Source organism: Micromonospora sp. DT47, assembly GCF_049844475.1.
Lineage (GTDB): Bacteria > Actinomycetota > Actinomycetes > Mycobacteriales > Micromonosporaceae > Micromonospora.
On record NZ_JBNCLC010000029.1, the window covers coordinates 40,705 to 58,766 of the forward strand.

The window sequence follows — 18,062 nt, forward strand, 5'->3', positions numbered from 1 at the left end:
CCGGGAGACGCCCCGCGTCGCTGCACTGCCGGGCCACCCGACCCATTGTTGGGTGTGGAACTTCTTGGCTGATCTGACGTATGCGAGAAGGGAGGCCTGCGATGAAGTACAGAATCCTACAAGGGTTGAAGAGGAAGGCGAGTTCGATTGTGGTGCGCCGCAGGCGCAAGGATTCCGTGATCAACAAGCCGACCGCCGCCAGAAGACCCGGCAGGCGTTTTCAATGAGGGCGCGATCCGCCGGGGGCTGATGGCCGCCCGGCCGGCGGCGACAAGGGCGTGTTTCTCGGATGTGTTGAGGCGGCTGTACCCTCGTCCGCATGATCGAGAGAGCCAAGGTTGCTGTTGTCGGTGTGGGCAACAACATTTCAGCGCTGGTGCAGGGGATCGCGTTCTACCGCGCCTCCGGCAGCCTGGTCGGCATCTACCGCCCTGTGGTTGATGGCCTCGGTGTGGGTGACATCGACTTCGTGGCGGCATTCGCCACCGCCGACAGCAAGGTGGGCAAGGACCTCACCGAGGCGATCTTCGTGGCTCCCAATAATTTTCCGCGTATCGGCACCGAGCTGCCGCCGTCTGGCGTGCGGGTGGAGCGGGGCCTGACCGACGCGACCGGGGTCGATCGCGTGGCGAAGGCTTTGGCCGGCGCTGAGGTCATGCTCTACGCGGCGCCGTCAGGGCGACCCGAGGTGGCCCGGGCCTACGCTGAGGCCGCCCTGCGGGCCGGGGTCGCCTTCATCAACACCACCTCCGATGTGGTCGCCCGCGATCCACAGTGGATGGAGCTGTTTGAGGCCGCCGGGCTTCCGCTCCTAGGTGATGATTTGACCAGCCAGTTCGGCACCTCGATCGTGCACCACACGCTGCTGCGCCTGCTGGAAGAACGCGGTCTCACACTGGTCAGTTCCTACCAGGTCAATTTGGGGGGTACCGAGGACTTCCGCAACCTGGCCCAGAACGGCAGCGGCAAGAAGCAGTCCAAGCTGAACGCCCTGACCTCGCATCAGTCCACTGTGGACAAGGTCCAGATGGCTCCGCTCGGATACCTTTCACAGCTGCAGTCGGAAAAGGTGGCGTACCTCAATATCGAAGCGCAGGGCTGGGGTGAGACCTCGGTCAGCCTCGACGTCAAGCTGAAGGCACACGACCCGAGCGGCGGCGCAGGTGTCACGATCGACCTGATTCGCATGGCGGTCAGCGCCTTTAGAAATGGGCGCGGCGGTTACGCCGCGGAGGCGGCAACCCTGCTCAAGTCACCACCCGGAACGGCCCGCTAGACTGTGTTCACCGGTCCCGCGCTCCGCTCCGTCACGGTAGCTCCCTTAGGTGCCCGGGGTGCGATTCGAACGCACACTGTCGATTCCCTGAAAATCGTGCCTCCTGCCAATTGGGCTACCCGGGCCTGACCACTGCGTACCCTCGGCGCGATTCGAACGCGTAACCTGCGGCACCTCATGCCGCCGCCTCTACCGTTGGGCCACGAGGGTTCGTGCTGCGAGCCGAAGACTCGAACTTCGATTTCCCGTTCCAGAGACGGGTGTGCTGCCTCTTGCACCAGCTCGCATGGGTTCCGCTCCGGCGTCGCGCCGGATGCGGACCGTGCCCCGACCAGGATTCGAACCTGGGCTCTCCGGTTTCGTAGACCGGCGCGCTCTCCGCTGCGCCACCGGGGCGTACGGCCGGCGCCCACCCCCCGGGGCGCCGGTCGGCCTAACCCTTCACGCAGACCACCTGCTTGAGGTGCGCCACCACCTCGACCAGGTCGTCCTGCTGCGCCATCACCTTGGTGATGTCCTTGTACGCGCCGGGGATCTCGTCGACCACCCCGGCGTCCTTGCGGCACTCCACGCCGGCGGTCTGCCGGACCAGGTCGGCGGTGCTGTACGTCCGCTTCGCCTGCCCCCGGGACATCCGCCGCCCCGCGCCGTGCGACGCCGAGCAGTACGCGTCCGGGTTCCCCTTGCCCCGCACGATGTACGAGCCGGTGCCCATCGACCCCGGGATGATGCCCAGGTCCCCCCGACCGGCCCGGATCGCGCCCTTGCGGGTCACCAGCACGTCGACGCCGTCGTAGCTCTCCTCCGCCACATAGTTGTGGTGGCATGACGTCGGCTCACCGAAGGTCACCTGCGGGAACCGCTCGCGGACCAGGCCGCAGAGCAGGGCCACCATGACGGCCCGGTTGCGCCGCGCGTACTCCTGCGCCCACCACAGGTCCCGGCGGTAGGCGTCCATCTCCGGCGTGCCGGAGAGGAACACCGCCAGGTCGCGGTCGGGCAGGTCGACGTTGTGCGGCAGCTTCCGGGCCACCCCGATGTGCCGTTCGGCCAGCTCCTTGCCGATGTTGCGGGAGCCGGAGTGCAGCATCAGCCAGACCTGGCCGGCGTCCGGGCCGCCCTGCTCGACGCAGACCTCGACGAAGTGGTTGCCGCCGCCGAGGGTGCCCATCTGGTGCTGGGCCCGGCTCTCCAGCTGCGCCACCCGCCGGTCGAGGGTGCCGAACCGACGCCAGAAGTCGTCCCAGCCGGCCTGCTCCAGGCCCCGGATCCGGCGCGGGTCGACCGGGTCGTCCCGCTTGGCGAAGCCGACCGGGATGGCCGCCTCGATCGCCGAGCGCAGCGACGCCAGGTCGTCGGGGAGGTCCGCCGCGGTGAGCGAGGTACGCACCGCCGACATGCCGCAGCCGATGTCCACCCCGACGGCGGCCGGCGAGACCGCCTGCCGCATCGCGACGACCGAGCCGACGGTGGCGCCCTTGCCGAAGTGCACGTCCGGCATCACGGCGACGCCCTGCACCCAGGGCAGCGCGCCGATGTTGCGCAGCTGCTGCGCGGCCTGCGGCTCGATGCCGTACGGGTCGGCCCAGACCCGTACCGGCGCCTTCGTGCCCGGCAGCGGGGTGAATACCATCGTCGTCTCCTCGTTCGTCGGGTCGCGCCCCGGGTCGGGGCGGCGGGAATGCTCGTGGACCGCCCGGGGATCGAACCCGGCCGGAGTGGCTTGCAAGGCCTCTCTGCGCCCCAGCGCGCAGCCCGTGGCGCCCCGGCAGGGGCGGTGTTCCGAGCGGCTGGCCGGATTCGAACCGGCGATCTTCACCGTGGCGAGGTGACGCGCTACCTCTGCACTACAACCGCATGAAGCCATCGACGTGAATCAAAGGCGCGGTCCTCCCCGTCGCAGCCGGCGCTAGGCGAAGCTGAGCTACGACGACATGTGTGTCGATAGCAGGACTCGAGCTGCAACGACGCGAATTGCTTCGCGCCTCGTGACTGGTTGGGCAAATTCCAAGCGGTCCAACCCAGGGCGGGACTCGAACCGAAAATATGCCGCTGGATACCAGCGGTCCAGCGTCCGCTCGTGTCCGGCCACACACACGCCGTATAGCCTGAAGTGCCTATACGAGGTGATCGCCGGTGCGACTATCGACCACCCGCCGATGCAGTTTCCTCGTTGGCTGGGGAAGCCCGTCGGGCCGCCACGGTCAACGATGGCGGGTTGGCACACCCGCCCAAGGTGGCATGGGGACCTGAGGCGGACCTGCACGCTGACCGGCCCGACTCGCAGCAGTCAGCCACATGTTTCCCCAAGTGCACCCAGCTGGACGAGCGACGCCGGCGGGTTGGCCCGCGGCAGGTGAGCGCGCCGACGACCAGCTAATCGACCCGGAACTTCCCGTACTTCGGCTCAAGCGTAAGTTGAAGCCGGCCGCCCGCGGACTCGACTGGGATGAGGTAGAGCGGGCCCGTGGTAGTCACGATGAAGAACAGGTCAATCTCCTCAGCGGTGTACGGGACTATCCTGGCCCGACCGTGCGAAAACCTCCGTCCATTAGGGTCGTAAGCCATTCGCCCGATGCCAGCAACATGCACTCCATTGGAGTTAACGTGCGACGAGGTCTTCACCTGCACCCGCTGTAGGCCCCGGTCAGACTCGACGACGAGGTCGTATGGTGCGACCTCCAATGGCACTGAGGCGACGTAGTTGCGCTCCATGAACCACCGCGCGGCGATCGCGACGCTCGACCGGTGCCCTGGAGCAGCCGGTCGCGTGAACAGCGAGGGTGGGGCCGGGATTGGAGCTGTACTCCGGCTGAAGTAGAAGTGGGAGGTGTCGAAGCCGAGGCGTGCAGCGACTTTCCTAACGTCGTGGGCGCTTCGCCCGCGAGGCTTGCCGATCGCCTCCATCACATCTGACCAGCATTTTGCCTTGGAGATGGCATCTCTGAGCTGGTCCTCGCTATAGCTGAGACGATTCGGCATACCAGTGACCCTATGGGAGACGTACGACAAGAATCGTGGGTTGTCCATGCGGGCTGGCGGCGTTGGGTTAATCCCTTGCGTCAACCCCTGACGGACGGCGACAGTTCCGTGGCTACGACGGTCCATGAGCCTAGCCTCGGCAGGACTCGGGACTCGAACCCTGCCGTGGCAAACCGGCACTCTATCGGCCGCACCCAGGTCCATCACGGCTTGTCCCCTGGCCGACGGCCGGTGTAATGCTGCCGCCGGCCAGGGGTGTCGTGCTCATGTCGTCCACTGTGGAGTTGGGAAAGAGCGACGTCGCCGGCTGGGCCGGGACGGGGGAAAGCAGGGGTGACAGGATTCGAACCTGCGACCGTCGGGTTTTGGAATCCGATGCTCTGCCAGTTGAGCTACACCCCTGGGACGGGTGCCGGGTGACGAAAAAGCCGCCCGGTCCCCGACGGGGTGGGCGGCTGCGCGTGTCGCGCTGGCGCTATCCGCGCCGCCACCCTGGTCGCCAGCCGCATCGGCCCTGGAGCTGGCCCTGGGCTCGTTCGCCCGCCAGCAGCATGGCACCACCGCGCGGCATGGACCGCGTGGTCTCGGTGCTGGTGTGCTGCGGCACGGCGGGCTCCCCGGGTTGATCAGCTTGACGTCGCCCACTGAAGGTAGGCGAGGCGTCGAGGGGCCGCAATGGATATTCCGCACCCGATGTGAGCGGGGTATGTCGATGGCGCCGCCGCCGGGCCGTTCGTCGAGCACGACGGTCTGCGCAGGGTGGCCAAGACGGTGCCGCCGGCCGCGACCAGCCGATTCACCGCCGGTCTCGCCGTGGCGGGGCTGGTGGAGGGTACGGGGGTGATGGCCGGGGCGGCGGTGCCGACGGTGGACGGCGACGTCGTGGTCGAGGTGGACGGTGGCGCGCTGGCGTTGCTCGACTGGGTGCCGGGGGCGCCGCTGACCGGGGTCGGCCCGGCCGAGCAACGGCTGATCGGTCGCACGCTGGCGCGGGTCCACGCCGCGCTCCGCACCGAGACCGTGCCCGGCGTCGAACGGTTCCACTGGGTCGATCCGACGGCGGAGCACCTGGGGGTACGCGACTGGGTGCGGCCCGCGGTGACCGCGGCGGTGCGCGCGTTCGAGGAGCTCGGCCCGGGCCGCCTGTCCTGGGGTCTGTTGCACTCCGATCCGGCCCCGGAGGCGTTCCGCCTGGACCCGGCGACCGGCCGCTGCGGGGTGATCGACTGGAGCGTCGGGCTGGTAGGGCCGCTGCTCTACGACGTGGCCTCGGCGGTGATGTACGTCGGCGGTCCGGACCGTGGTCGGGCGCTGGTCGAGGCGTACGTCGGGTCGGGTGTGCTGGGGACGGCGGAGGTCGAGCGGGGTCTGGGGGTGATGCTGCGGTTCCGGTGGGCGGTGCAGGCGGACTACTTCGCGCGGCGGATCGTCGAGGACGACCGGACCGGGATCGACGGCCCGGCCGACAACGAGCGGGGGCTGGAACACGCGCGGCGGCGTCTGCTCGCCTGATGGTTCGGTAGGGGCCGAATCGTCCGCCGGCTACCGTTCCCGGCTGGAGGTGGGAAGGGGATGCGGGTGGAGCTGAGGCGACGGGTGGCCGAGCGGTTCCGGCAGGTCAACGGGGACCATCCGATGACGCCGGCGGACGACGCGTACGTCAGCGCGCAGTTCGTCGTGCTCGAGGAACTCTGCGCGGCGCACGGCCGTGACGCCGACGACGTACGCCGGCTGATGCTGGACCGACGACTGCCGCTGCCGGGCTACCTGCGCTCGGACGGTGCCCAGATGGTGTCGGCCGACCTGTTCGCGCTGGCCGAACGGGCCGGCGGCCCGGACCGGCTGCGGGCCTGGTTCGCCGGCCAGTGGGCGGACCCGGCGGTGGGCGAGGCGGAATGGGGCGCCTATCTCAGCGGCCGGTACGTGTGCCTGCGCTCGGTGACGCCGGAGACGATCCGGCGCAAGGACGAGCTGACCACGGCGATCCACGCCGCGGTGGACCGCCCCGGGTCCGGTGACGACTGGTCGCGGCGGTTGCACGCGCTGGTCGACGACCTGGATGCGCTGGAGCCGGCCTTCACCGGGTACGACCGGCTGCGGTTCGGCGGCCCTACCTCCCGGGACACTTGCGTCGACGCGGTGCGGGCCCGGTTCCCCCGCCCACAAGCGGGCGGGGGACAACCACGGCAGGTGAGGGGACCCGTCAGCGGGGTGAGCGGAGGACCTCGTCGCGGATCAGCCGGACCAGGCCCGATCAGCGGACGATCTTGAACTGGAACATCGGGGTGTTCAGGGTGCCCATCAGCCGCAGCCAGACCGGCAGCAGCATCTCGGTGCCCCGGGCGCCGGTGATGTCACCCAGGTCGATGATGTCGGTGTGGCCGAAGCTCTCCAGCAGCTCGGTCACCGTCCGCTTGGCCCCGGCGTCGTCGCCGGCGACGAAGACGGTGTGCTGGCCGCCGGCGAGCGCCTTCGGGTTGACCATCAGCTCGGCGGTCAACGTGTTGAGCGCCTTGACCACCTTCAGCCCGGGGAAGGCCGCCTGGATCCGTTCGCCGAGCGAGTCGGTGTCCTTGACGAAGAGGCTGGGCGGGAAGCCCTGGGAGAAGTCGAGCGGGTTGGCGATGTCGACCAGCACCTTGCCGGCGAGGTTCTCCGCGCCGGCGGCGGTCAGCGCGTCGAGCGAGACCCCGCCCGAGGTGGCGTTGACGACCAGCTCGGCGCCGGCCACCGCCGCGGCGAAGGTGGTCAGGGAGACCTCCGGGTGGGCCGTCGCCCACTGCGGGTAGGGCGGGTTGCCCATGCCGTCCGGCTCGGTGCGGGCAAGGGTGGCGGCGACGTCCCGGGTGCCGACCGTGACCTGGTGGCCCAGCTCCGCCAGCCGGCCCGCGAGGGCCTGCCCGACCATGCCGGTGCCGAATACCGCGATCTTCATGATGCCGCTCCTGCATTGATCGATGGCGTTGTCGGAGTCAAGCTAACAGACAGGTCTGTCTACCCACAATGCTTTAGTCGCCGCGTGCATCAGCACAACAAACCGGGTGGCCGGCAGACGGGTCGGTATGCTGGCTCTGACCGGCTGACGACGACGGAGGTGACCGGACATGGCGGCGCCGCAGACGCCCGGGGGGAACCGGCAGTGCGCCCGGGACCGGATCCTGGACACCGCCTTCCGGCTCTTCTACGCGCACGGACCGCGCGGCGTCGGCGTGGACACCGTGATCGCCGAGTCCGGGGTCGCCAAGGCCACCCTCTACAAGCACTTTCCGCGCAAGGACGACCTGGTCCTGGCGTACCTGGACAGGGTCGACCAGGCCTGGTTCGGTGCGCTGCGCGCCGCCGCCCGGACGGCCGGCGACGAGCCGCGCGAGCAGCTGGTCGGGATGTTCGACGCCCTCGCCTCGGCGTGCCGCCGGGAGGGCTACCACGGCTGCGCCTTCATCAACACTGCTGCCGAGAGCGCCCCCGACAGCGCGGTGCACGCCCGCACCGTGGAGCACAAGAACGTGGTCCGGGCCTGGGTCACCGACCTGGCCCGGCGGGCCGGCGCCGCGGACCCGGACCGGCTGGCCCGCCAGCTGACCCTGCTGCTCGACGGGGGGCTGGCCGCCGGCGTGCTGGACGCCGACCCGAGCGCGCCAGCGGAGGCCCGCGCCGCCGCCGAGGCCCTGGTCGCCGCCGCCTGCCCGCCCCGCCGGCTGACCGGGTACGGTGCCGGACCATGGCACTGATGCGCTGCGACTTTTTCTCCGAGGCGCTCGGCCTCAGCACCTCCATGACGGTGCTCCTGCCGCAACGCGCCACGTCCCAGATCGGCATGTCGGGCGGCGTCGCCGACGGTGACCCGCCGGTGCTCTACCTGCTGCACGGCCTCACCGACGACGACACCATCTGGCTGCGCCGCACCGCGATCGAGCGGTACGTGGCCCCGCTCGGGCTGGCCGTGGTGATGCCGCAGGCCGCGCGCAGCTTCTACACCGACGAGGCGCACGGCAACCGCTACTGGACCTTCCTCAGCGAGGAGCTGCCGCAGCTGTGCCAGTCCTTCTTCCGGCTCTCCGACCGCCGGGAGGACACCTTCGTCGCCGGGCTCTCCATGGGCGGCTACGGCGCGGTCAAGTGGGCGCTGCGCGACCCCCGCCGGTTCGCCGCCGCGGCGAGCCTGTCCGGCGCGCTCGACGTCGCGCACCGGCGGGACCACCCGACCAGGCCGGTCGACCCGGCCGTCTGGCACACCGTCTGGGGCGACCAGCACGTGCCGGGCACGGACGACGACACGGTCGCCCTGGTCCGCCGGGCCGGGGTGGACACACCCCCGCTCTACGTCGCCTGCGGCACCGAGGACTTCCTGTACGACGACAACCTGCGCTTCGTCGAGGCCGCCCGGGCGCAGGGCGTCCCGGTCACCGTGGACCTCTCCCCCGGCGCGCACGACTGGGCGTACTGGGACGCGAAGATCCAGGACGTGCTGGCCTGGCTGCCGCTGCGCTCGCGCACCCCGACCGGCGGCCACTGAGCGACGAGGGGAACCGGCCATGATCGCGTTCAGGAGCCGGCTCGCCGCGGTCCTCGTGGTGGGCTTGGCCCTCGCCGGGGTGGCGAGCTGGACGGCGGGCTTGTGGCCCGGTGACCAGCCGCGCGCCATTGTGGACCACTGCTTCGTCACCTACGACCGGCTGGAGGTCATGCACAGCCGGTGCGTCGGCAACTGGACCCGCGGCGGCCGCGGGTACCAAGGGCCGATCTACGGCGTGGACGTCCAGGAGTCCTGGAAGGTCATCGACGAAGAACCCAACAGCGCCTACGAGTGGGAGGTCACCATCCCGGAGTCGGTCAGGCAGCCGCGGGTGCTCGCCGACGGCCGGCAGGCCTGGACGCATTCGGCGCGGGCCCTGCCCTGGGGTCTGATTCCCGCCGTCGTCGCGGCGCTGCTGGTCGCGCTGGCCTGGTCGATCACCGCGACGGTCAAGGCCCGCGAGCCGACGCGGAGCACCCCGGCCGAGCCGGCCGGCTCGACCGCCACGCCGGCCTGACCGGCCGACTCCGCGCGGGGGCTCAGGCGCCGACGCTGCCGTCGATCGCCTCCCGGAGGAAGTCAGCGTGGCCGTTGTGCCGGGCGTACTCGTGGATCATGTGCAGCATCACCAGCCGCAGCGAGACGTCCTCGCCCCAGCGCGGCTGGTGCCCGATCACGTCCAGCGACTCGGCCTCCCGCTCGATGCGGCGGGAGTGCTCCACCTCCCGCCGCCACACCTCGAACGCCTCCGCCCCGGTCGAGCCGGACGGGTCGTACGCCTCCTGGTAGTCGCCGGTCGCCGACCAGATCAGCGGGATGTCCTCGGCGTCGATCACCCGCCGGAACCAGGCCCGCTCCACCTCGGCCATGTGCCGCAGCAGGCCGAGCAGGGTCAGCGTCGACGGCGGTGAGGAGCGGCGGCGCAGCTCGTCGTCGGCGAGGCCCTCGCACTTCATCGCCAGGGTGGCCCGGTGGAAGTCGAGGAAGGCGCGCAGCGTCTCCCGCTCTCCCGCCCGCAGCGGCGGGCCGATCCGTTCGGTGGTCACGGTGATGTCCTTCCTGCGGTAACGGGAACGGCGATGGCCCGCCCGTCGAGGGTTGGCAGGGGTCGCACGGGAGCTTAGTCTCGGCGCACCGATCCACTCTCGAAGGGATCATGCATGAACCCCCACCTCACGCGATCCGCCCTGGTCGCCTCGGCGGTCACCGCGGCGCTGGTCGCCGGCGGCACGACCGTCCAGGCCGCCGGCGATCCCTACGGCCAGACCGCCGGCGCGACGGCCTTCGCGCCGAACCCCGTCCAGCAGCTCGGCGACCAGACGCTGACCGACCAGAAGGACGCCGACTACCCGGCCCTGGCCGGGGCGTACCGGCCGGTGCTGCTGACCAATCTGGACTCCTCCGGCACCCTCACCGGCCGGTACGTGGTGGTCAAGAGCAAGACCGGCACGCCGGCCCGGGCGGTGGACGGGAACTTCCCCGCCTGGCACCGCGACGCCGACCAGTTCGAGCAGGTGATGGGCTACCACTGGGTGAACACCGCCCAGGCGTACCTGCAGTCGCTCGGCTTCGGCGGCACGCTGCGCCCGGTCAACCAGCGGCAGATCGAGCTGCGCATCGACCAGTTCGGCGGCGACAACTCGTTCTTCCGCCCTGACAAGGCCAACATCACCCTGGGCAAGGGTGGCGTGGACGACGCCGAGGACGCCGAGGTGATCGTCCACGAGTACGGCCACTCGGTGCAGGACGGCCAGGTCCCCGGCTTCGGCACCACCCTGGAGTCCGGCTCGATCGGTGAGGCCTTCTCCGACTACCTGGCCGTGGTGGTGACCAGCTGGGCCACCGGCACGCCGACCGGGACCCCGGAGGCCTGCGTGGCCGACTGGGACGCGGTCTCCTACACCCGTACCGCGCCGCACTGCCTGCGCCGCCTGGACGAGGCCAAGGTCTACCCGGCCGACGTGGTGGGTGAGGTGCACGCGGACGGCGAGATCTGGTCCCGGGCGCTGTGGGACATCCGCGCCGCCCTCGGTGACCGCAGGGCCAGCACGCTGATCGTGGAGGCGCAGTTCGCCTTCACCAGGGACGTCACGTTCCGGGACGCCGCGCTGGCCACGGTGGACGCCGCGCAGCAGCTCTACGGCGAGTCGGCCGCCTCGGCGACCCGCGCGGCGTTCCAGGCCCGCGGCATTCTCTGACCGGCCCGGACGGGGCCGCCACCGGGACCACCGGGGCGGCCCCGTCCGCCGTTCGCGCCGGTCGCCCGGCGGCCGGGCCACGCACCGGCGAGAATGCCCCGGTGAATGGCGCCTCGGTGACCCCCGGTCCGACCCTGTACGCGGTCGTGGCCGGCCTGGCCCTGCTCGGGGCGGCCGTCCTGGCCGGAAGCCGGCTCGGCCCGGGCCGGGCGGTGCTGAGCGCCTCGGCGCGGGCCGTGCTGCAACTCGGCGCGGTGTCGCTGATCATCGGCGCGGTGCTCGGCTCCTGGTGGGCCACGATCGCGTTCATCGCGGTGATGTTCGTCGTGGCGTCGGTGACCGCCGCCCGCCGCACCGGCAGCCTGCGTACCGGATGGCCGCTGGCGCTACCGATCGCCGGCGGGGTCGTTCCCACCCTCGCCCTGCTGCTGGGCAGTCGGGCGCTGCCGGCCACCGCGCTGGCCGTGCTGCCCAGCGCCGGCATCCTGATCGGCGGGGCGATGACCGCCACCACGCTGGCCGCCCGCCGGGCGCTGGACGAGCTGCGCACCCGGCACGGCGAGTACGAGGCGGGACTCGCCCTCGGCTTCAGCCCGCGCGACGCCGCGCTGGAGGTCTGCCGGATCCCCGCCGGCCAGGCGCTGGTCCCCGCCCTCGACCAGACCCGCACGGTCGGCCTGGTCACCCTGCCCGGCACGTTCGTCGGCGTACTGCTCGGTGGGGCGAGCCCGGCGCAGGCCGGCGCGACCCAGTTGCTGATCCTGGTCGCCCTGCTGGCGGTGGAGGCGATCGCCGTCGCGGTCACCGTGGAGCTGGTCGCCCGGGGCCGGTTGGGCGGCGCCGCCCGGTTTCCGCTCCGGCCTCCGGGGTAGCGATTCGGGCCCGACGCCGGGCCGGCAGGCCGGCTCAGCGGAGCGACGACCGGGCGACCGGGAAGTCGAAGAACGTGTCCGGATAGGGCTCGGCGGAGAGCCGGTAGTGCCACCACTCGCGGTCGTAGTTGACGAACCCGCCCTGCGCCATCAGCCGCTTCAGCAGCTGCCGGTTCTCCCGCGCGACGCCGGTGACCCGCGGGTCGCCGGTGTGCGCGAGCGGGTCGAAGCAGTCGAAACCGGAGCCCATGTCCACACCGCCGTCGGCGAAGCGCTGCCCGGCCGGGGCGGTGCAGGCCGCCAGCGGCTGGCCCGGGGCGTACGTGGCGCGGGGCGGCGCGGGGAGTGGTTCCAGGGTCAGGTCCACGGTGCTGCCCCGGCTGTGCGCGGTGGGAGCCCCGAGGTAGCCGTCGTCGAAGAGCCTCGACTTCGCCACTCGGGGGTAGAACTCGGCCTTCATCCGCTGCTCGGCCGGGTCCTTGCCCCAGCGGACGAAGTCGTCGACCGCCCGCTGCGGCCGGTAGCAGTCGTACACCCGCAGGCTGCGGCCTTGGGCGCGGGCGGCGTCCTGCACCCGGCGCAACGCCTCGGCGGCAGGCCGGGTGAGCAGGCAGAGCGGCTCCGGGTAACCGTCGACGGGCCGGCCGACGAAGTTGTGCGCCGTGGCGTACCGGATGTCGACGGCGATGCTCGGGTCCACCTCGGCCAGGAGCACGACGTCCGCCGGAGCGCGCGGCCCGCTGGCGGTGGGCGTCGGCTCGCTCGAGGTCGGCCGCGGACCCGAGGGCCGGCCGCAGCCGGCGACCAGCGCCGCCACGACCAGCGCACCGACGACCGGCCGGGCGACCCACCCGGGCCACCGTGCACCCGAGGCCCCGGGCGGGGTCCGGCCGGCGGGGCCGAGCGCGCCGAGGATCACGGCTGCCGTCGTACGGCCCGGCGCCGGAGCACGAGGACCAGCGCGGCCACCCCGACCACGAGGGCGGCGAGCGAGAGGCCGGCCAGCGGACCGGGCCGCAGCCACCGGTGGCCGACCGGCTCCAGCCCGGCCGGGCCGCCGGCCGCGGCCAGCGCGGGCGGGGCGACGCTGGAGCCGGGCGCGGGCGAGGCCAGCTCTCCGGGGCGGACCAGCCGGCCCACGGAAGCGTCCCGCGGCAGCGCGAACCCCCAGTCCAGCAGGGCGGCGCCCTGCTGCCAGCCGCGCTTGTCGACGACCTCCGCGCCGAGCAGGGTGACCACCAGCCGCCGGCCGTTCCGCTCGGCGGCGCCGACGTAGGTGTGCCGGGCCAGGTCGGTGTAGCCGGTCTTGCCGCCCAGCGCCCCCGGGTACCGGTAGAGCAACTGGTTGTCGTTCTGGATCTGGAACGCCTTCTCCCGCAGCGCCGGCTGGGCGGGGATCTCGGCCTCCCGGGTGGCGTCGTAGCGGCGGAAGGCGGGGTCGGCGAAGCAGGCCCGGGCGATCAGCGCCAGGTCGTACGCGCTGGTGAACTGGCCGGGGCCGTCCAGCCCGGACGGGGTCACCGCGTGGGTCTGCAGCGCGCCCAGACGGCGGGCCTCCTCGTTCATCGCCCGGACGCCGCCGGGGAGCCCGTCGGCGCCGCCGCCGAGCCGGGCGAGGGCGTTGGCGGCCTCGTTGCCGGACTCGAGCAGCAGCCCCAGCCAGATCGTCTCGACCCGGTAGCGGCCACCCTCGGCCAGCCCGACGGCGGAGCTGCCCGGCTCGATGTCCAGGTCCCCCGCCGTCACGGTGACCACCTGGCGCGGGTCGAGCTTCGGCAGCATGGCGGCGGCGAGCAGCAGCTTCTGCACGCTGGCCGGGGTGGCGTACTCGTGCGGGCCGCAGCCACCCAGCACCGCGCCGGTGTCCAGGTCGGCGACCAGCCAGGACGTCGCGGGGACGGCCGGCGGCGCCGCGACGCCGGCGGGCGCGACCAGACCGGGGGTGGCCAGCGCCGCCCCACCGACGGCCCGCTGCGCCGGGTCCGCCCGGGGCGGCGCCGGCCGGGGCGGCCGGGACACCGCGGGGACGGGCGGGCACGGCCCGGTGACCACCGCACCGATGCCGGCGGTGGACACCCCGTTCGCGGCGGCGGAGGCGACGGCCTTCGCGCCCGCCGTGGACACGGCGTTCGTGCCGGCGGTGGAGACGGCGGCGGTCTGCGCGCCGGCCACGGACAGCAGGACGGCGACGATGACGGCGACGGTTCGAGCCTGAACTCTCACTCTGACGGACGGTAGCGAGGCGATCCGCTTCCCTCGGTCGATCCGGCGAATCCCGCCCGCGGCACCGGTCCGGGCCGCTATCCTGCCCGGTCGGGCCGGGGACCGACCTGTCGGACGCCCGCCGTCCGGCCGGGCGACGAGTACGCCCGGATGCAGTTGACCAGCCACGCCGCGTGACGGCCGGCCGGCGGGGCGACGTGCGTCGCCGCCCCGCCGGTGCCGGTCTCAGCGGCCCCGGGTCGCCCGGAAGATCTCCACCGGCAGGGCCGGCGCGCCGTCGACCGGCGCCGGGTCCTCCGGGGTGGCGGCGATCCCGCCGGCCGCGATCCGGTCCAGCGTGGCCAGCCCGGCCTCGTCGACCGTGCCGAAGACGGTGTAGTTGGGGCGCAGCGCCGAGTCGGACTGGACCAGGAAGAACTGGCTGCCGTTGGTGTCCGGCCCGGCGTTGGCCATCGCCAGGGTGCCCCGGGCGTAGAGCCGGCGCACCCCGGTCGGGTCGGTCGGCGCCGGCGGCAGGTCGGTGGGGAGTTCGTCGGCGTACCGGTAGCCCGGGCCGCCCTCGCCGGTGCCCGACGGGTCGCCGCACTGCAGCACCTTCAGCGTCGGGTACGCGGTCAGCCGGTGGCAGGGCGTCCGATCGTAGAACCGGTGCCGGGCCAGGTGCAGGAAGCTCTGCACGGTGCACGGGGCTTGTTCGCGGTCGAGGGTCAGGCCGATCGGGCCCTGGTTGGTCCGCAGGGTGATCCGGACCGTGCCGCGGTCGGGCGTACGCCGGGGGTCCGGCGGCAGGGGCACCGGTCGGGCCGCCGGCTCGTCGGGGGTCTCGGTGTACACGCACGGCCCCTTGGTGGTCTTCGGCGACGGGTCCGCGCCCGGTGCCGCGACGGCGGCGGTGCCCCCGGCGGCGACCAGTGCGGCAGACACCAGCGCCACGCCCGCGAGGCGGGACAGCACCGGTCGACGCGACGGCGGGACGGCGGGCGGTCGGGGTTCACTCGACACGTGGGTCCTCCCTGGACTCGTGGTACCAGAAGGACCGGAGTCTATGGATCCGGTGGCAAGATGTCGATGACGGTCAACCCCGGGCGCGCCGCCGACCCCGGGTGGCCCGGCGGCGGCGACCCACCGCCACCAGCACCGCGAGGGCCCCGACCAGCGCGGCCCCGCCGCCGACCACCGCCCCGCCGAACCACTGCGGCGTACCGGTGGACGGGGGCTCGGCGGCCGCCGGAGCGCCGACCGCCTGGGCCGGGGCGGGCACCTCCCCGGTCACCTCGTCCGGCTGCACAAGCCGCCCCACCGACGCGTCCCTGGGCAACGCGAAGCCCCAGTCCAGCAGCCGCGCGCCCTGCCCCCAGGCCCGCACCGGCCGGGCCTCGGCGCCGAGCAGCGTGACCACGAGGCGGCGGCCGCCGCGCTGGGCGGCCCCGACGTACGTGTGCCGGGCCAGCTCGGTGAAGCCGGTCTTTCCGCCCAGCGCGCCCGGGTAGCGGTAGATCAGCTGGTTCTCGTTCTGGATCTGGAACCCGGGCTGGCGCAGGGCGGGCTGGGCCGGGATCTGGGTGCGCTCGGTCAGCGCGTACCGGCGAAAGGTGGGGTCGGCGAAGCACGCCCGGGCGATCAGCGCCAGGTCGTACGCGCTGGTGAACTGGCCCGGCCCGTCCAGGCCCGACGGGGTGACCGCGCGGGTCTGCAGGGCGCCCAGCCGCTGCGCCTCGGCGTTCATCTCCTTCACCCCGGCCTGTGCGCTGCCGGCGCCGAGCCGGGCGAGCAGGTTGGCCGTGTCGTTGCCGGACTGGAGCAGCAGGCCGAGCCAGGCGGTCTCCACGGAGTAGCGGCCGCCCTCCAGCAGCCCGACGGCGGAGCTGCCGGGGGTGATGTCCAGATCCGCCCGGGTGACCGTGGCCACCCGCTTCGGGTCGATCTTCCGCATCATCGTCGCGGCCAGCAGCAGCTTCTGCACGCTGGCCGGGGTGCCGTACTCGTGCGGGCCGCAGCCGCCCAGCACCGCGCCGGTGTCCAGGTCCGCGACCAGCCAGGACGTCGCGGTGACCGGCGGCGGTGCGGGCGTGCCGGGCGGGACCACCAGGCCCGGGGTGGCCAGCGCCTCCCCGCCCACCGCGCGCTGCTCCGGCACGGGCGCGGGCGGGACCGGCCGGGGCGGCCGTTTCACCGGCGGGGCCGGCAGCTTCGGGCAGGGCACCCCGGTGGGTGGTGCGGCCTCCCGCGGGGCGGCGGTCGCCGGGACGGCCGTCCCGGTGGTGAGGAGGACGGCGGCGGTCACGGCAGCCAGGGCCCGGGCTCTCATGCTCACGCACCCTATCGGGCAAGATCGCCCGGCCGGAGGCACCCGTCCGGCAGGCCCGTCCAGCTGGGCCGGAGAGGCGGTAGGGCCGGTCATGCCGGGCCGGTCATGCCGGGCCGGTCAGCCCGCTGTCCGCGAGGTAGTCGTACAGGGCGGCCGAGGCGCGCAGCCGCCGCAGGCTGCGCCGGTGCAGCTCCTGCTCGCGGCGGGCCAGTTCGGCCCGGACCCGACCTACGTGCTGGACGAGCCCACCACCGGACTGCACCTGGCCGACGTGGACCAGCTGCTCGCGCTGCTGGACCGGCTCGTCGACGCCGGCAACACGGTGATCGTCATCGAGCACCACCAGGCGGTCATGGCGCACGCCGACTGGATCATCGACCTGGGGCCCGGGGCCGGCACGACGGCGGCCGGGTGGTCTTCACCGGCACGCCGGCCGACCTGGTGGCGCGGGGCGACACCCTCACCGCCCGCCACCTGCGCGAGTACGTCTCCCGCTGAACGCGAACCCGGGCCGTCCGGGCATCCCGGGCGGCCCGGATCAGCCGGTGGTCACGGCGTCGTCGGCGCCACCCCGGACCCGCCACAACTGCCGGACCAGCGCGACCGGGCCGACCAGCATCATGGACACCGACGCGGTCACCAGGAAGACGTCCAGGAAGAGGGTGGCCAGCACGCTGAGCGCGGTCAGCGCCACCGCGACCCGGCCGAGGCGGCCGAGGTGGCCGAGCGAGGAACCCGGGCGACGGTGCGTACCCCGGTAGTGGGGCGCGGTGGTCGGTGCGGTCATGCGGGCCTGCCTTGCCTGTGGAGCGATCAGATCAAACGGTCATACCCGACCTGAACTGTGGGAACCGCCGAGGTAACGAGTGCCACAGGCCGGTGGGTACGGCCGGACGGCCGGTCATCGGCCGGCATCGATGTCGCGGGGGGCCGCTCACGGCAACCGGCGGAGCCAGCGTCGCTGCCAGGGGGTCTCCACCGCTCGGGGGTGGTAGTGGTCGCGTACCCACCGAACGGCCCGCTCCGCCGGCAGGCCGTCCAGGATCGCCAGGGCGGCCAGCGCCGTGCCGGTCCGGCCGACACCGCCCCGGCAGGCCACCTCGACCCGCGCCCCGTCGTGGGCGCGCCGCAACGCCTCGGCGAGCGCGTCCAGCGCGTCGGCGCGGTCCAGCGGCACCCAGAAGTCGGGCCACCGGATCCGCCGGTACGGCCAGGCCGGCGTCGGGTCAGGGACCAGGAGCAGGGCGAAGTCGGCGGGCGGGGCGGGATCGCCGGCCCGGCGTCCGCGCACGGCCGCCCCACTCGGCAGTACGACCGACCGGGACCGGTCCACCGGCACATCCATGTGGTGATTCTGCCGGCTACCCGCGCAGACAACGCCGCCCCCGGCCCGGGTGGGTCGGGGGCGGCGCTGGGGTGTCGGTGTGCAGGTCGCCTCTCGGCGAGTGGCGCGACGCGGCTCCAGCCTGACGGTATTCCGCGACGGCAATTTAAGTGAGGCCCGGGGACACAGGCACACCGACACCCGTTCCAACACGCTACCCCCACCCACTCTTCCGGCGTCCACGGTGACCGCCACCACCCCCACGGCTGAGCGTCGGTGGAGACGCCGCTGGCCGGCACCCCGTTGTGGGGGTGCCGGCCAGCGTTCGTGTGTCTCAGTGGTGTCAGTTGTTCCAGTGCTTGG

The 18,062-nt window shown here is 72.9% G+C and carries 17 protein-coding genes, 6 tRNA genes and 2 pseudogenes; 9 read left to right on the plus strand and 16 right to left on the minus strand.

All coding sequences use genetic code 11. The annotated features are described in order from the left end of the window. Positions 1 to 319 precede the first annotated feature (319 nt). On the plus strand, positions 320 to 1,276 hold the full coding sequence (locus ACLQ2U_RS29080; protein WP_425754097.1) for an inositol-3-phosphate synthase: 957 nt from the start codon (positions 320 to 322) through the stop codon (positions 1,274 to 1,276). Positions 1,277 to 1,326: 50 nt separating this feature from the next. Here ACLQ2U_RS29080 and ACLQ2U_RS29085 read toward each other — a convergent pair. The 8 genes from ACLQ2U_RS29085 to ACLQ2U_RS29120 form a co-directional block, all read right to left on the minus strand. Then, positions 1,327 to 1,401: transfer RNA gene (locus tag ACLQ2U_RS29085), tRNA-Leu, on the minus strand. A gap of 12 nt (positions 1,402 to 1,413) precedes the next feature. Next, positions 1,414 to 1,486 (minus strand) — tRNA-Leu (locus tag ACLQ2U_RS29090). 5 nt (positions 1,487 to 1,491) lie between these two features. Further along, a tRNA-Gln gene (locus ACLQ2U_RS29095) sits at positions 1,492 to 1,563 on the minus strand. 36 nt (positions 1,564 to 1,599) lie between these two features. Further along, positions 1,600 to 1,672: transfer RNA gene (locus tag ACLQ2U_RS29100), tRNA-Arg, on the minus strand. Between the two features lie 37 nt (positions 1,673 to 1,709). Further along, positions 1,710 to 2,909: an RtcB family protein gene (locus ACLQ2U_RS29105; protein WP_425754098.1), complete on the minus strand. Its 1,200-nt coding sequence runs from the start codon at positions 2,907 to 2,909 to the stop codon at positions 1,710 to 1,712. A 152-nt stretch (positions 2,910 to 3,061) separates the two neighbouring features. Beyond that, positions 3,062 to 3,133 (minus strand) — tRNA-Gly (locus tag ACLQ2U_RS29110). 519 nt (positions 3,134 to 3,652) lie between these two features. Continuing rightward, on the minus strand, positions 3,653 to 4,258 hold the full coding sequence (locus ACLQ2U_RS29115; protein ID WP_425754099.1) for a group I intron-associated PD-(D/E)XK endonuclease: 606 nt from the start codon (positions 4,256 to 4,258) through the stop codon (positions 3,653 to 3,655). Positions 4,259 to 4,586: 328 nt separating this feature from the next. After that, a tRNA-Trp gene (locus tag ACLQ2U_RS29120) sits at positions 4,587 to 4,660 on the minus strand. Positions 4,661 to 5,005: 345 nt separating this feature from the next. On the opposite strand from ACLQ2U_RS29120, the pseudogene ACLQ2U_RS29125 reads away from it, so the two are divergent. Next, positions 5,006 to 5,770, plus strand: a pseudogene (locus ACLQ2U_RS29125) (phosphotransferase enzyme family protein); the annotation flags it as partial. A gap of 60 nt (positions 5,771 to 5,830) precedes the next feature. Continuing rightward, positions 5,831 to 6,529 carry a DUF6058 family natural product biosynthesis protein gene (locus ACLQ2U_RS29130; RefSeq protein WP_425754100.1) on the plus strand — a complete coding sequence of 233 codons (699 nt, stop codon included), beginning with the start codon at positions 5,831 to 5,833 and terminating at the stop codon, positions 6,527 to 6,529. Here the strand turns inward: ACLQ2U_RS29130 and ACLQ2U_RS29135 are convergent. After that, the gene (locus ACLQ2U_RS29135; RefSeq protein ID WP_425754101.1) at positions 6,513 to 7,193 is read right to left on the minus strand and encodes an NADPH-dependent F420 reductase; all 681 of its coding nucleotides are present in this window, start codon (positions 7,191 to 7,193) and stop codon (positions 6,513 to 6,515) included. The genes ACLQ2U_RS29130 and ACLQ2U_RS29135 overlap by 17 nt on opposite strands. A gap of 169 nt (positions 7,194 to 7,362) precedes the next feature. Here ACLQ2U_RS29135 and ACLQ2U_RS29140 point away from each other — a divergent pair, with 169 nt between their 5' ends. From ACLQ2U_RS29140 to ACLQ2U_RS29150, 3 genes are read left to right on the plus strand one after another with little or no spacing between them, the layout of a single operon-like run. Beyond that, complete coding sequence (locus ACLQ2U_RS29140) at positions 7,363 to 7,989, plus strand: TetR/AcrR family transcriptional regulator (RefSeq protein WP_425754102.1); 627 nt, start codon at positions 7,363 to 7,365, stop codon at positions 7,987 to 7,989. After that, positions 7,980 to 8,774 carry an alpha/beta hydrolase gene (locus ACLQ2U_RS29145; protein WP_425754103.1) on the plus strand — a complete coding sequence of 265 codons (795 nt, stop codon included), beginning with the start codon at positions 7,980 to 7,982 and terminating at the stop codon, positions 8,772 to 8,774. Before ACLQ2U_RS29140 ends, ACLQ2U_RS29145 begins: the two co-directional genes overlap by 10 nt. Positions 8,775 to 8,793: 19 nt before the next feature. Further along, entirely contained in the window at positions 8,794 to 9,291 is a 498-nt protein-coding gene (locus ACLQ2U_RS29150) for a hypothetical protein (protein WP_425754104.1), read from the plus strand. A 22-nt stretch (positions 9,292 to 9,313) separates the two neighbouring features. Here the strand turns inward: ACLQ2U_RS29150 and ACLQ2U_RS29155 are convergent, their stop codons facing one another. After that, complete coding sequence (locus ACLQ2U_RS29155; protein WP_425754105.1) at positions 9,314 to 9,820, minus strand: DinB family protein; 507 nt, start codon at positions 9,818 to 9,820, stop codon at positions 9,314 to 9,316. A 114-nt stretch (positions 9,821 to 9,934) separates the two neighbouring features. Here ACLQ2U_RS29155 and ACLQ2U_RS29160 point away from each other — a divergent pair, with 114 nt between their 5' ends. After that, on the plus strand, positions 9,935 to 10,972 hold the full coding sequence (locus ACLQ2U_RS29160; RefSeq protein ID WP_425754106.1) for a M36 family metallopeptidase: 1,038 nt from the start codon (positions 9,935 to 9,937) through the stop codon (positions 10,970 to 10,972). 101 nt (positions 10,973 to 11,073) lie between these two features. After that, entirely contained in the window at positions 11,074 to 11,844 is a 771-nt protein-coding gene (locus tag ACLQ2U_RS29165; protein ID WP_425754107.1) for an ABC transporter permease, read from the plus strand. 34 nt (positions 11,845 to 11,878) lie between these two features. On the opposite strand, the gene ACLQ2U_RS29170 is transcribed toward ACLQ2U_RS29165, so the two are convergent. From ACLQ2U_RS29170 to ACLQ2U_RS29185, 4 genes are all read right to left on the minus strand, one after another. Further along, a complete protein-coding gene (locus tag ACLQ2U_RS29170; RefSeq protein ID WP_425754108.1) occupies positions 11,879 to 12,763 on the minus strand; it encodes a M15 family metallopeptidase in 885 nt (294 codons plus the stop codon). Then, positions 12,760 to 13,968 (minus strand): D-alanyl-D-alanine carboxypeptidase family protein, encoded by a 1,209-nt coding sequence (locus tag ACLQ2U_RS29175; RefSeq protein ID WP_425754114.1) that lies wholly within the window; start codon positions 13,966 to 13,968, stop codon positions 12,760 to 12,762. Before ACLQ2U_RS29175 ends, ACLQ2U_RS29170 begins: the two co-directional genes overlap by 4 nt. 324 nt (positions 13,969 to 14,292) lie before the next feature. Then, positions 14,293 to 15,069 (minus strand): peptidylprolyl isomerase, encoded by a 777-nt coding sequence (locus tag ACLQ2U_RS29180; RefSeq protein WP_425754109.1) that lies wholly within the window; start codon positions 15,067 to 15,069, stop codon positions 14,293 to 14,295. 73 nt (positions 15,070 to 15,142) lie between these two features. Further along, positions 15,143 to 16,375: a D-alanyl-D-alanine carboxypeptidase family protein gene (locus tag ACLQ2U_RS29185; RefSeq protein WP_425754110.1), complete on the minus strand. Its 1,233-nt coding sequence runs from the start codon at positions 16,373 to 16,375 to the stop codon at positions 15,143 to 15,145. 223 nt (positions 16,376 to 16,598) lie between these two features. Here ACLQ2U_RS29185 and ACLQ2U_RS29190 point away from each other — a divergent pair. Next, positions 16,599 to 16,873 (plus strand): annotated as a pseudogene (locus ACLQ2U_RS29190) (excinuclease ABC subunit UvrA); the annotation flags it as partial. A 40-nt stretch (positions 16,874 to 16,913) separates the two neighbouring features. Here the strand turns inward: ACLQ2U_RS29190 and ACLQ2U_RS29195 are convergent. Next, a complete protein-coding gene (locus ACLQ2U_RS29195; protein ID WP_425754111.1) occupies positions 16,914 to 17,162 on the minus strand; it encodes a hypothetical protein in 249 nt (82 codons plus the stop codon). A 147-nt stretch (positions 17,163 to 17,309) separates the two neighbouring features. Further along, positions 17,310 to 17,720, minus strand: coding sequence for a protein-tyrosine phosphatase family protein (locus tag ACLQ2U_RS29200; protein ID WP_425754112.1), 411 nt, complete (start codon positions 17,718 to 17,720; stop codon positions 17,310 to 17,312). Positions 17,721 to 18,062 lie beyond the last annotated feature (342 nt).